Origin of the sequence: Pseudomonas sp. CG7, assembly GCF_023701885.1 — a bacterium.
Taxonomy (GTDB): Bacteria; Pseudomonadota; Gammaproteobacteria; order Pseudomonadales; family Pseudomonadaceae; genus Aquipseudomonas; species Aquipseudomonas zanjanensis.
Genome location: NZ_JABAEE010000054.1, coordinates 1 through 12,708, shown reverse-complemented (window position 1 = coordinate 12,708; position 12,708 = coordinate 1). Strand labels below are relative to the sequence as shown.

General features: G+C 63.0%; 10 protein-coding genes and 1 pseudogene. 6 read left to right on the top strand and 5 right to left on the bottom strand.

Annotation, left to right across the window (positions count from 1 at the left end; translation table 11 throughout):
• Positions 1-69: 69 nt before the first annotated feature.
• The 6 genes and pseudogenes from HGO40_RS20525 (at position 70) to tadA (ending at position 6,977) form a co-directional block, all read left to right on the top strand.
• Entirely contained in the window at positions 70-1,293 is a 1,224-nt protein-coding gene (locus tag HGO40_RS20525; RefSeq protein WP_250964517.1) for a maltoporin, read from the top strand.
• Between the two features lie 71 nt (positions 1,294-1,364).
• Entirely contained in the window at positions 1,365-3,899 is a 2,535-nt protein-coding gene (gene ptsP, locus HGO40_RS20520; protein ID WP_250964516.1) for a phosphoenolpyruvate--protein phosphotransferase, read from the top strand.
• 2 nt (positions 3,900-3,901) lie between these two features.
• Positions 3,902-4,189: a PTS sugar transporter subunit IIB gene (locus HGO40_RS20515; RefSeq protein WP_250964515.1), complete on the top strand. Its 288-nt coding sequence runs from the start codon at positions 3,902-3,904 to the stop codon at positions 4,187-4,189.
• A gap of 366 nt (positions 4,190-4,555) precedes the next feature.
• Positions 4,556-4,933, top strand: a pseudogene (locus HGO40_RS20510) (DUF6632 domain-containing protein); the annotation flags it as partial.
• 170 nt (positions 4,934-5,103) lie between these two features.
• Positions 5,104-6,480, top strand: coding sequence for a multicopper oxidase family protein (locus HGO40_RS20505; RefSeq protein ID WP_250964514.1), 1,377 nt, complete (start codon positions 5,104-5,106; stop codon positions 6,478-6,480).
• Entirely contained in the window at positions 6,480-6,977 is a 498-nt protein-coding gene (gene tadA / locus HGO40_RS20500; RefSeq protein ID WP_250964513.1) for a tRNA adenosine(34) deaminase TadA, read from the top strand. Before HGO40_RS20505 ends, tadA begins: the two co-directional genes overlap by 1 nt.
• A gap of 126 nt (positions 6,978-7,103) precedes the next feature.
• Here tadA and cmoB read toward each other — a convergent pair whose 3' ends face one another.
• The 5 genes from cmoB to lon all read right to left on the bottom strand — a co-directional run bounded on the left by cmoB (position 7,104) and on the right by lon (position 12,610).
• Complete coding sequence (gene cmoB, locus HGO40_RS20495; protein ID WP_250964512.1) at positions 7,104-8,060, bottom strand: tRNA 5-methoxyuridine(34)/uridine 5-oxyacetic acid(34) synthase CmoB; 957 nt, start codon at positions 8,058-8,060, stop codon at positions 7,104-7,106.
• Positions 8,057-8,800 (bottom strand): carboxy-S-adenosyl-L-methionine synthase CmoA, encoded by a 744-nt coding sequence (gene cmoA, locus HGO40_RS20490; protein WP_250964511.1) that lies wholly within the window; start codon positions 8,798-8,800, stop codon positions 8,057-8,059. The genes cmoB and cmoA overlap by 4 nt, the downstream gene beginning before the upstream one ends.
• A gap of 117 nt (positions 8,801-8,917) precedes the next feature.
• Positions 8,918-9,592, bottom strand: coding sequence for a lysoplasmalogenase (locus tag HGO40_RS20485; protein WP_250964510.1), 675 nt, complete (start codon positions 9,590-9,592; stop codon positions 8,918-8,920).
• Between the two features lie 2 nt (positions 9,593-9,594).
• On the bottom strand, positions 9,595-9,987 hold the full coding sequence (locus HGO40_RS20480; protein WP_186705434.1) for a protease inhibitor I42 family protein: 393 nt from the start codon (positions 9,985-9,987) through the stop codon (positions 9,595-9,597).
• Between the two features lie 208 nt (positions 9,988-10,195).
• Entirely contained in the window at positions 10,196-12,610 is a 2,415-nt protein-coding gene (gene lon, locus HGO40_RS20475) for an endopeptidase La (protein WP_250964509.1), read from the bottom strand.
• Between the last annotated feature and the right edge of the window lie 98 nt (positions 12,611-12,708).

Here is a 12,708-nt window from a genome sequence, read left to right as displayed (position 1 = left end):
CGCCGGCCAAACGGCAAACAAGGGGGGAAGTCATGGAGCAAACAACAATAAGAAACAATGGAGAGGCGTATGAAAACAATAATAAACCGTGGCCTGGCCGCGTCCTGTATCTGCCTGGCGCTGCCGTTACCGGTTCAGGCGCTGGAGTTTTCCGGTTATTTGCGCAGTGGCGTCGGCAGCGCGACCAATGGCCGTTCCCAATCCTGTTTCCAGTTGCCTGGAGCGCAGACCAAATATCGGTTGGGCAACGAGTGCGAGCAGTACGGGGAATTGGAGCTGCGCCAGGATCTGTTCACCCTCGACGATGGCTCGGTGTTGAGCGTGGACGGCATGGCGTCGCTGTACAACCGCTACGACCGCACGCCGACCTTCCAGGGTGAAAACGGCGCGGCGCGCATGCCGCAGATGTATGCCCAATGGTCGAACATGCCCAGCCTGAACGGCGGGTCGTTGTGGGCCGGCCGGCGGTATTACAAACGCAACGACATCCATATTTCGGATTTCTACTACTGGAACCAGAGCGCCACTGGTGGCGGGATCGAGGACGTGCTGATCGGCGGGTTGAAATACAGCTACGCCTTCTCGCGCAAGGACAACCTCTACCAGAAAGACCCGGTCAACCGGCATGACTTCAACGTCGCCGGTTTCAGGACCAACCCTGGCGGCGAGTTGGAATTTGGCTTGAGCTTCATCGACCGGGCGAACCGTCGTGACGCCCACCGCGGTTGGGCCTTGACCGCCCAGCATGTGCAACAGGACTTCCTGGGTGGCAAGAATAAACTGGCCTTGCAATACGGCGAGGGCCCCGGCACCGGGCTGGGTTATACCGGCGACACCGGGCTGGACGACAGCAACAAGAGCTATCGTCTGGTGGAGTTTTTCGATTGGCAGGTCACGCCGCGTTTCGGCGGGCAGGTGCAGGCGGTGTACCAGAAGGACATCCGCCCCGACGGCACCGACCAGGACTGGCTGTCATTGGGAGTTCGCCCGGCGTACGCCATCACCGATCAGTTCAAGCTGGTGGCCGAACTGGGCCACGACCAGGTGCAGGCCAACGATGGAACACGCAAGCTGAGCAAGTTCACCTTTGCCCCCACCTGGTCGCCCAAGGGCCCGGAATTCTGGGCGCGTCCGGAAATACGGCTCTATTACACCTACGCCAGTTGGAACGCGGCGGCCCAGCGTGCAGCCAATGAGTTGGCGGCCGGCTCGGCGCTGTCCGACACCGGTGCGTTTGGTGGGGCGCGGCATGGTTCCAACGTGGGCCTGCAGGTCGAATACTGGTGGAAATGACCCGTGCAGGCGCGGGTCGCTGATCGGCGTACCCGCGATGCGAAAAAGAACAGACAGCAGCAGGTGAAGTCATGAACACAACGCAATCCTTGCAATTGCTCGCACCGCTGTCCGGGGTCTTGATGCCTTTGGACAGCGTGCCGGATCCGGTTTTCTCCAGCCGTGTGGTGGGGGATGGCATTTGTATCGATCCGACCTCGCAAACCCTTTGCGCGCCGCTGTCCGGTGTCGTCGGCACGCTCCAGGACAGCGCCCATGCGGTGAGTATCACCGCTGACAACGGTGTCCAGGTGCTGATGCATATCGGCCTGGACACGGTCAACCTGGCGGGCAAGGGGTTCACCTCGCGGGTGACCATGGGGCAACGGGTCGAGGCCGGTCAGCCGCTGATCGATTTCGATGCCGACTACATCGCCTTGCACGCGCGCAGTCTGTTGACGCTGATGCTGGTAGTCAGTGGCGAACCCTTCAGCCTGCTCGTGGACGAGGCCACTGGCATCGAGAGCGGCGCGCCGCTGTTGCAGGTGCGCTCAGATGAGCAGGGAGCGGCCGACGAGGCGCAGCCGGGCACGGTGCTGTTTTCCCGGCGGCTGGTCGTGCCCAATGAAAGTGGCCTGCACGCCCGTCCTGCCGCGGTGTTCGCCCAGGCGGCCAAGGGCTTCGACGCCCATATCCAACTGCATAAGCAGCAAGCCAGCGCCAACGCCAAATCCCTGGTGGCGATCATGGCGTTGCAGACGGCCAAGGGCGACAGTGTGCAGATCAGCGCCGCCGGTGCCCAGGCTGGGCAGGCCATCGAAGCGCTGGAACAATTGCTGCTGTCAGGGTGCGGCGAAACAGTGCAAGCGCCGCTAACACTGGAGCCGATCACCGCCGTCGAAGCGTCGATGCCCGGCCGGCTGCGGGGTGTCTGCGCATCGCCCGGCTCGGCGTTTGGTGAAGTGGTCCAGATCGCTTCCCAGGTCTTGGACATCGAGGCGGCGGGCGTCGGCATCGAGGCCGAGCAGGCGGCCCTGGATCAAGCACTGGAGCAGGCGACGCAAGCCTTGAAAGCATTACAGGGCGAGGCGGCAGGCAGCGTCCAGGCGCAGATTTTTCGTGCCCATCAAGAATTGCTCGAAGACCCCACCTTGCTGGAGCAGGCCCAAGCCTTGATCGCCGCGGGCAAGAGCGCGGCGTTCGCCTGGAAAACCGCCACCGAGGCGAGCGCCGCGCTGTTCCAGCAATTGGGCGGCGCTCTGCTGGCCGAGCGCGCAACGGACCTGGCCGATGTCGGGCAGCGGGTGCTCAAGTTGATCCTGGGCGTGCAGGACAACGCCTGGAACCTGCCCGAACAGGCGATTCTGGTGGCCGAGCAACTGACGCCCTCCCAGACCGCCCGCCTCGACACCTCACGCATCGCCGGTTTTGTCACCGTGGGCGGCGGCGCCACCAGCCATGTCGCGATCCTGGCCCGGGCGCTGGGCCTGCCCTCGTTGTGTGGCGTGGCGCAAGGCGCGTGGGCCCTGGAGAACGGCACTCGGGTGTTGCTGGACGCTGATAGCGGTGAACTGCACGTTAACCCGGATCAGGCCTTGATCGAGCAACGCCAGGTCGCGGGTGAGCGGCAGCGCCAGCGACATCAGCGAGACCTGGAACAGTCGGCCCTGGCGGCTCGTACCCTGGACGGCCATCGAGTCGAGGTCAGTGCCAATGTCGGGTCGCTGCGAGACGTGGAGCAGGCCATGGCCCTCGGCGGCGAAGGTGTGGGACTGTTGCGCTCCGAACTGCTCTACCTGGATCGCGCCCACCCACCTGGCCACGACGAGCAAGCGACCCTATACAGCGCCGTCGCCCGGGTTCTCGGACCTGAGCGCAACCTGGTGGTTCGCACCCTCGACGTGGGTGGGGACAAGCCGCTGGCTTACGTGCCGATGGCGCATGAGGCCAATCCATTCCTGGGCATGCGCGGCATTCGCTTGTGCCTGGAGCGACCCCAGTTATTGCGCGAACAATTCCGGGCAATGCTCGCCTGTTCGGGGCTGGCACGGCTGCACATCATGCTGCCTATGGTCACGCACCTGGCGGAGCTGCGCCTGGCGCGGCAAATGCTGGATGAGGAGGTCCGTCAGTTGGGACTCACGCAGGCGCCGAAGCTGGGCATCATGATCGAAGTGCCGGCGGCGGCGCTGATGGCTGACCTGTTTGCCCCTGAAGTGGATTTCTTTTCCATCGGCACCAACGACCTGACCCAATACACCCTGGCCATGGACCGTGACCATCCACGTTTGGCCAGCCAGGCCGACAGCCTGCATCCCTCGGTGTTGCGCCTGATCGCCCGTACGGTCGAGGCCGCTCGCGCCCATGGCAAATGGGTCGGAGTGTGTGGCGCGCTGGCCTCGGAACCCCTGGCGGTGCCGCTGTTGTTGGGGTTGGGCGTGGACGAGTTGTCAGTCAGTGTGCCGCTGATTCCGGCGATCAAGGCCTGCGTGCGAGAATGGAACCTGAGCGAGTGCCGAACGCTGGCCCAAGAGGCCTTGGGCCAGGACAGCGCGGAGCAGGTGCGTGACCTCCTGCGTACTCACTCATCCACGGCCAACCCGGCCACCCTGGCCATGGAGCATTGAACATGTTCGACAAACTGCAACATGCCTTCTGGAAAGCACTGACCCCGGACCTGGTACCCGAAGAGCCCAATCGACCGGCAGCGATTGAAGGGCTGGCGCCGGCCATCATTGCCGGGTTGGGTGGCGCGGCAAACCTCAAGTCCCATCAGCCCGTGGCGTTGACGCGGCTGCGGGTGGAATTGCGGGATGTGGCACGGATAGACCGGGTCGGGTTGAGCGAGGCCGGTGTGACGGGCGTGATGACGCTCGACAACGGCGTGGTGCATCTGATTACCGGCTTGCCGGGCTAGTTGTCGGGGGCTGCTGCGCCCAAAGCGTCGGACCGGCCCAGCGGGAGCAAGCTCCCTCGCCACAAAAGCGGTTCGGCGTGGAAACCCTCGGTGTTTGCAATGATGGGATCTGGAAGGCATACCTCATCGCCCCATCAACGCCCAAAACCGTGGCGAGGGAGCTTGCTCCCGCTGGGGTGCGAAGCGCCCCCAATCCAAACAGGCTAAATCAATCTGGCACACCGCAATGATGATTTTGGGCTGCTGCGCAGCCCAGTGAAAGCCACAAAAGCGCTTCGGCACGAGGGAGATCGGTGGGAATTCCTCACGCGTTCTATACTCCTGGCAGCCATTGCGGTGGCAAGCACATCGCAATAAGGAGCCGCCATGAATGACACTCAAAAACTCGCCGCCTTGCGCATCGTTTTGATCGTGGTCGGTCTGATCGCCGTCTTCGCGATCTGGCCATTGATGCTCCTATGGCCGTCCGGCTGGGCGTGGCATAGCGGCCATTCCGATTATCCGCTGATGATCGTCGGTATTTACGCAACGCTCGGCGTGTTCCTGCTGACGGCGTCCCGCGAGCCGATGAAGCACCTGAGCCTGATCGGGTTCACCGTGTGGTCGAGCGTCGTGCACGGCGCAATCATGGCTGTTCAGTCGTTTGGCGTCGGGATGGATGGGGCGTCTCACTACGGTCATTTGCTCGGCGATGTGCCGGCCTTGTTCATCGTCGCGGCGGCGTTGGCTTTTTTTACGCCGCGTGGTGTAAAAACACACTGCACGCTCGATCTCCTGTCGGGGAAATGCTGTGGAATAACGTCCACACGTTTTTTTTTCATCTTGGTTTCCTTACCGTTTCTCATCTGCGGGTGTATCGTATTCGCCTTTTGCGGGCCCAACGGTTCGCGCGGATTCAATAGGTGGTTGCGTTCATGTCCTTTACCCGTCGCCAAATACTCGGTGGCCTGGCCGGTCTTGTTGTCGTTGGTGTGGGTGCAGGCGGCGCGTCGCGGTATTGGCTGGGGAAGATGGCTGATGCCGAGGCCGGTCACGACTATGAATTGATAGCCGCGCCCTTGGATGTGGAGCTGGTGGCCGGGCACAAGACCCAGGCCTGGGCGTTTGGCCCCTCGGCACCGGGTACCGAGTTGCGGGTGCGCCAGGGCGAATGGTTGCGGGTTCGTTTCATCAACCATCTGCCGGGCGCCACCACCATTCATTGGCACGGCATCCGTTTGCCGCTGGAGATGGACGGCGTGCCCTATGTCTCGCAACTGCCGGTGCTGCCGGGCGAGTACTTCGATTACAAATTCCGTGTGCCGGACGCCGGCAGCTATTGGTATCACCCCCACGTCAACAGCAGCGAAGAACTCGGGCGTGGGCTGGTGGGGCCGTTGCTCATCGAAGAGCGCGAGCCCACCGGTTTCAAATACGAGCAGACCCTGAGCCTCAAGAGCTGGCATGTGGATGAGCAGGGCGAGTTTGTCGCGTTCAGCATTCCTCGCGAGGCGGCCCGTGGCGGCACGGCCGGGCGGCTGTCGACCATCAACGGCGTGCCACAGGCGGTGATCGATCTGCCGGCCGGGCAGATCACCCGGGTGCGTTTGCTCAACCTCGACAACACCCTGACGTACCGCATCAACATCCCCGGTGCTGAAGCGCAGATCTATGCGCTGGATGGCAACCCCATCGAACCGCGCCCGTTGGGCAAGGAATACTGGCTGGGGCCAGGCATGCGCATTTGCCTGGCGATCAAGGCACCGCCGGCTGGCGAGGCGTTATCGCTGCGCAACGGCCCGGTGCGCCTGGGTACGTTGCGCTCGGTGCCGAACAATGACGCGCCGACCCCATGGCCGCCAGCATTGCCGCCCAACCCGGTGGCCGAGCCGGACCTGGCCAATGCCGAGAAACTCAACTTCAATTTCGAATGGGTCGGCTCGGTGTCGGTGAATGTCGACAACGGCAAACCGCCAAGCCTGTGGCAAATCAACGGCAAGGCTTGGGACATCACCGACAAGACCTGCGCCGACCGGCCGATCGCCACGCTGAAGAAAGGCCAGAGCTACATTTTCGAATTGAAGAACATGACCCAGTACCAGCACCCGATCCATTTGCACGGCATGAGCTTCAAGGTGATTGCGTCGAACCGGCACAAGGTCGTGCCGTATTTCACTGACACCTACTTGCTGGGCAAGAACGAGCGGGCGCAGGTGGCGCTGGTGGCGGATAATCCAGGCGTGTGGATGTTCCACTGCCATGTGATCGACCACATGGAAACCGGCCTGATGGCCGCCATCGAGGTGGCGTGATGCGCCAGATTCGCCCCGCCAAGATCATCGACCGCAGCCGTGACCAGGACTTCATGCGCGAAGCCCTGGCCCTTGCCGCACAAGGCGCCGCCCTGGGCGAAGTGCCGGTGGGCGCAGTGCTGGTGCAGGACGGTGAAATCATTGGGCGCGGCTTCAATTGCCCGATCAGTGGTCACGACCCCAGCGCCCACGCCGAAATGGTCGCGATCCGCGCCGCCGCCCAGGCCGTGAGCAACTATCGCCTGCCCGGCAGCACGCTGTACGTGACGCTGGAACCGTGCAGCATGTGCGCCGGCTTGATCGTCCATTCACGCATCGCCCGGGTTGTCTATGGCGCCCTGGAGCCCAAGGCCGGCATCGTGCAGAGCCAGGGGCAGTTCTTCAGCCAGGGCTTCCTGAACCATCGGGTGCTGTTCGAGGGCGGGGTGTTGGCTGAGGAGTGCAGTACGGTGCTTAGCGAGTTCTTCAAGGCCCGAAGAGCCAAACCTTCAGACTGAACACTGACCCCCTGTGGGAGCGAGCTTGCTCGCGATAGCGGTCTGTCAGGCGACATCTCTGTTGAATGTCAGGTCGCCATCGCGAGCAAGCTCGCTCCCACAAGGGTTTTGTGGTGCTTGGACTGGTTATTTACGCGCCACAATCACCGCCCGCATCGGCGCTGGCAGCCCTTCGATGGTCTTGCTGTGGTCGGCGGGGTCGAGGAAGTCGCTCAGGGACTGATATTTCATCCATTCGGTGCTGCGCTGTTCTTCCACGGTCGTCAGGCTCACGTCCACGCAACGCACATCGCTGAACCCGGCGCGGCGCAGCCAGCGTTCCAAGGCCGGGACCGACGGCAGGAACCACACGTTGCGCATCTGCGCGTAGCGGTCTTCGGGCACCAGCACCTGGTGTTCGTCGCCTTCGATCACCAAGGTTTCCAGCACCAGTTCACCGCCCTTGACCAGGCAATCCTTCAAGGCCAGCAAGTGTTCGATCGGCGAGCGACGGTGGTAGAACACGCCCATGGAAAACACGGTGTCGAAGCCTTCCAGTTCCGCTGGCAGGGCCTCGAAGGGGAACGGCAGATGCCAGGCGTTGGGCTGCGACAGGTAGCGCTGCACCGCCTGGAACTGGCAGAAGAACAGCCAGTTGGGATCAACGCCGATCACCGTGTCAGCCCCGGCACCGAGCATGCGCCACATGTAGTAGCCGTTGCCGCAGCCCACATCGAGGATGCGCTTGCCCTTGAGGTCCAAGTGCGGGGCCACCCGTGACCACTTCCAGTCCGAGCGCCATTCAGTGTCCACGTGCACGCCGAACAGGTCGAACGGCCCTTTGCGCCAGGGTGACAGGCCCATCAGCGCGGTACGCATTTGCCCACGGGTTGCGTCGGAGCAATCAGCGTCGAGCGTCAGGCCGTTCAGCAGGTCGACGGTGGTGGGTTGCAAGACCGGCAGCGCATCGAGGGCGCTTTGCCAGCGCTCCAGGTCGCCGTGGCCCTTTTCCATCTTGCTGTCGAGTTGCGTCTGCAGCGTCGCGGCCCAATCGGCCAGGGGCGTGCCGGCCAGATGGCGGGCGAGGGGGGACAGATCGATCATGGCAGGGCAATCAACGAGGCGAAGTTAAGACACTGGAACCACGGCACGACTTTCGAGAACCCGGCCGCCAAGAGGCGCTCGCGGTGTTCTTCGAGGCTGTCGGGCTTCATGACGTTTTCGATGGCGCTGCGTTTCTGGGCAATTTCCAGTTCGCTGTAGCCGTTGGCGCGCTTGAACGCCACGTGCAGGTCGGTGAGCAGGGCGTGTTCCTCGGCGTCGTTGAAGCGTAGCTTTTCCGAGAGGATCAGGGCTCCGCCCGACAGCAAGGACTGGCGAATGCGGCTCAACAGTGCGGTGCGTTGGTCCGGCGCGAGGAATTGCAGGGTGAAATTCAGCGCCACCACCGAGGCCGGCTGGAACGCCAGGGCGAGGATGTCGCCTTCGATCACTTCCACCGGCAGCAGCTCTTGGAACATCGAGTCCTGGCCGTTGAGGTATTCACGGCAGCGTTCGACCATCGCCGCCGAGTTATCCACCGCGATCACCCGGCAACCGTCGGTGCGCACATGACGGCGCAGGGCCTGGGTCACGGCGCCCAGGGACGAGCCAAGGTCGTAGAGCACGCTATTGGGCTGGGCGAATTGCGCGGCGAGCACGCCGAGGTTTTCGACGATGGTCGGGTAACCCGGCACGGAACGCTTGATCATGTCCGGGAACACCCGCACCACGTCCTCGTTGAAGGCGAAGTCCGGCACTTGGGCCAGGGGTTGGGCGAATAGACGGTCGGGGTCTTTGCTCACGGCGGTTCCAGCGGCATGGGTGGTGAAAAGGCCGGCATTTTAACCAAAAACCCTGTGGGAGCGAGCTTGCTCGCGATAGCGGACAGTCAGTTGATAAAGGTGCTGACTGCCCCACCGCTATCGCGAGCAAGCTCGCTCCCACATTTTTGATCTCTGTTTAACGATGTTTTGCGGAAACGCCGACGCGGTAATGCCCCATTGCCCCAGCCAGTAACTGATGATGATCAGGTAAGGCGCGGCATGGAAGGGCTGCACGAACCGGTTGATGCCGATCAGGCTGTCGGAAAGCACAAAGGCCAGCGCCCCGGCGGCGGCCAGCCAGGCCGAACGCTTGGGTACATCGGTGCCCAATCTTGCCAACGCTCGCCAGAGCATGGCGCTGATGGCCAAACCATAAACCACCACCGGCACCAGCAACGGCCCGAGACCGCTCGACACCAGGATCCCCAACAGCACCGCGCCGATGCCCAAGGCCAGGGCCAACGGCCGCAGTGCCGGGCGGCGACAGTCGCTGAGGTAGGCTTTCAGGTAGGCCAGGTGTGCCAGCAGAAACGCGCCGAGGCCGAACACGAACAGATCCCCCGGCCAGGCCAGCAGCACATCGCCCACCAGGGAAAAAATCAGCCCGAGGCTGATCCAGCGTCGATAGTCGCCGGGCGGCGCATCGTGCAGCCAGCCGAGCAGGGCCAGCACCGGCATGGGCTTGACCAGCAGGCACAGCAACGTGGCATGCATGGCCAAGCCGTACAGGTAGGTGGCCGCACCCATCAGTGCGAGGATCAGCCAGCCCACGGTCAGTTCACCGCAATGGCGCAGTCAAAGGTTTCCACCGGCGGCACTTCCGGTGCCCAGGGCTGTTGATAAGTCAGGCGCAAGCGCCCGGTGCCGGCGTTGAACGCCTGGAAGCGCCAGGTCGAGACACCGGCAGCGCCAACGATGCCGGCGTCTTCCGGGTTGCGATAGACCTCCGGCCCGAGGCCTTTCAACACACCGCCGGCCGAATCCTGGATCGCCCAGCGGTAACCGGTGCTGGGGTTGCTGGGCAGGCTCAGGATCAGGTTTTGTCCGTTGTTGAGCCGGACCGGGCACTGGCTCAGTTTTTCCACGGTCACGTTGTGGCTGGTTTGCGTGGCGCAGGCGCTCAGCAGCGCGAGGCTGAGGGGGACGAGCAGGCGAGTGAGGGACATATGGGCTCCGGCATTCACGACGAACGGCGAGCATAACCGAAGATGCTACTGGGTGTGTCAGCTGGAGAAGTGTTGTTTGTGAGGGCCTCATCGCGAGCAGGCTCGCTCCCACAGGGGATTTGTGGTGTTCACAGCATTTGTGATCCACACCGAACCCTGTGGGAGCGAGCCTGCTCGCGATGAGGCCAGTCCAGCCGCTACAGGAACATCAGAACAACACCTTCGCCACATCCGCAAACCGCTTGGCAAAGTGCACCGTCACGCCTTCCTTGAGGTAGTCCGGCAGTTCTTCGAAATTGCCCCGGTTGGCTTCCGGCAGGATCAGTTCGTTGATCTTCTGCCGGCGCGCCGCGATGACCTTCTCGCGCACGCCACCAATGGGCAGGACATGCCCGGTGAGGGTCAGTTCGCCGGTCATGGCCACGCCTTTTTTCGGCGGCTGGTTGCGAGCCAGGGACAGCAAGGCGCTGGCCATGGTGACGCCGGCGCTCGGGCCGTCCTTGGGCGTGGCGCCTTCCGGCACGTGCAGGTGAACGAAGGCCTCGTCGAAGAACTTCGGATCGCCGCCAAATTGCTTCAGGTGCGAACTGACGTAGCTGTGGGCGATTTCCGCCGACTCCTTCATCACCTCGCCCAGTTGCCCGGTCAGCTTGAAGCCGCGATTGAGGGTGTGGATGCGCGTCGCTTCGATCGGCAAGGTCGCGCCGCCCATGCTGGTCCAGGCCAGGCCGGTGATCACCCCGACGCCGGACAGTACCTGTTCGTTGCGGAACACCGGTTTGCCCAGGGATGCCTCAAGATCCTTCGGCCCGAGCTTGATCACCGCTTTTGGCTCTTCGATCAGCTTCATCACCGCCTTGCGCACCAGTTTGCCCAGCTGTTTCTCCAGCTGGCGCACCCCGGCCTCGCGGGCGTAACCGTCGATCAGGGCCTTGAGGGCGCTGTCGTTGATGCTCAGGCTGCCCTTGGACACGCCGGCCTTGGCCAGTTGCTTGGGCCACAGGTGGCGCTTGGCGATGGCGACTTTTTCTTCGGTGATGTAGCCCGACAGGCGGATCACTTCCATCCGGTCCAGCAGCGGCCCGGGGATCGAGTCCAGGGTGTTGGCGGTGCACACGAAGAGCACTTTCGACAGGTCCAGGCGCAGGTCCAGGTAGTGGTCGAGGAATTCGACGTTCTGTTCCGGGTCGAGGGTCTCCAGCAAGGCCGAGGCCGGATCGCCCTGGTAGCTCTGGCCCATCTTGTCGATTTCGTCGAGCATGATCACCGGGTTCATCACTTCGACATCCTTGAGCGCCTGCACCAGTTTGCCCGGCTGGGCACCGATGTAAGTGCGCCGATGGCCCTTGATCTCGGCTTCATCGCGCATGCCGCCGACACTGAAGCGGTAGAATGGCCGGCCCAGGGACTCGGCGATGGATTTGCCGACACTGGTCTTGCCCACGCCCGGCGGGCCCACCAGCAGCACGATGGAACCACTGATTTCGCCTTTATAGGCACCGACGGCGAGGAATTCGAGGATGCGGTCCTTGATGTCGTCCAGGCCGGCGTGGTGCTGGTCGAGCACCTTGCGCGCATGCTTGAGGTCGAGTTTGTCCTGGCCATACACGCCCCACGGCACCGACGTCGCCCAATCCAGGTAATTGCGGGTGACGGCGTATTCCGGCGAGCCGGTTTCCAGGATCGAGAGTTTGTTCATCTCCTCTTCGATACGCTTTTGCGCCTGGGCCGACAACACCTTGCCTTCCAGCCGCTGCTCGAACTGCTCGAGGTCGGCGCTGCGGTCGTCCTTGGTCAGCCCCAGTTCCTGCTGGATGACCTTGAGCTGCTCCTTTAGGAAGAACTGGCGCTGATGTTCGCCGATCTTGTTATTGACCTCGGCGGAAATCTCTTTCTGCAACCGCGCCACTTCGACTTCCTTGCGCAGCATCGGCAGCACTTTCTCCATGCGCTTGAGCATGGGCACGCAATCGAGCACTTCCTGCAGTTCATTGCCGGTGGCGGAGGTGAGCGCGGCGGCAAAGTCGGTGAGTGGCGAAGGGTCGTTGGGGCTGAAGCGGTTGAGGTAGTTCTTCAGCTCTTCGCTGTACAGCGGATTGAGCGGCAGCAGTTCCTTGATCGCATTGATCAGCGCCATGCCGTAGGCCTTGACCTCGTCGGTCGGCTCGCTCGGCTGGTGCGGGTATTCGACCTCCACCAGGTACGGTGGGCGATGGTGCTTGAGCCAGGTGCGGATGCGCACGCGGGTCAGGCCCTGGGCGACAAACTGCAATTTGCCGGCTTCCCGGCTGGCGTGGTGCACCTTCACCAGCGTGCCGTACAGCGGCAGCTTCGAGGTGTCGAAATGACGCGGGTCTTCCTGGGGTGTGTCCATGAAGAACAGCGCCAGGGAATGATGTTCGGACTTGGCCACCAATTCCAGGGTTTCGGCCCACGGTTCTTCGTTGACGATGACCGGCAGCACCTGGGCCGGGAAGAAGGGACGATTGTGGATGGGGATGATATAGACCTTGTCCGGCAGGTTCTGGCCGGGCAGGGCCAGGCCGGTACCGGAGGAGGTGTGTTCGACGTGTTCGGAGTCAGCGTATTCGTGAGTGGCTTCAGTAGAGTGCTGGTCGCTCATGGGGCTGGCTCTAATACACCTCTCCGACCCCCCCCCCCCGGCAGAAGTCGAGTTGGCGGGCTTGTGCGTGGATAATAAGCGAGGGGGGGGGGGGGGGG

Excerpts from the sequence above, each read along its gene's own strand:
- HGO40_RS20525 (WP_250964517.1), top strand. The coding sequence starts at position 70 with ATGAAAACAATAATAAACCGTGGCCTGGCCGCGTCCTGTATCTGCCTG.
- ptsP (WP_250964516.1), top strand. The coding sequence starts at position 1,365 with ATGAACACAACGCAATCCTTGCAATTGCTCGCACCGCTGTCCGGGGTC.
- HGO40_RS20515 (WP_250964515.1), top strand. The coding sequence starts at position 3,902 with ATGTTCGACAAACTGCAACATGCCTTCTGGAAAGCACTGACCCCGGAC.
- HGO40_RS20505 (WP_250964514.1), top strand. The coding sequence starts at position 5,104 with ATGTCCTTTACCCGTCGCCAAATACTCGGTGGCCTGGCCGGTCTTGTT.
- tadA (WP_250964513.1), top strand. The coding sequence starts at position 6,480 with ATGCGCCAGATTCGCCCCGCCAAGATCATCGACCGCAGCCGTGACCAG.
- cmoB (WP_250964512.1), bottom strand. The coding sequence starts at position 8,060 with ATGATCGATCTGTCCCCCCTCGCCCGCCATCTGGCCGGCACGCCCCTG.
- HGO40_RS20480 (WP_186705434.1), bottom strand. The coding sequence starts at position 9,987 with ATGTCCCTCACTCGCCTGCTCGTCCCCCTCAGCCTCGCGCTGCTGAGC.
- lon (WP_250964509.1), bottom strand. The coding sequence starts at position 12,610 with ATGAGCGACCAGCACTCTACTGAAGCCACTCACGAATACGCTGACTCC.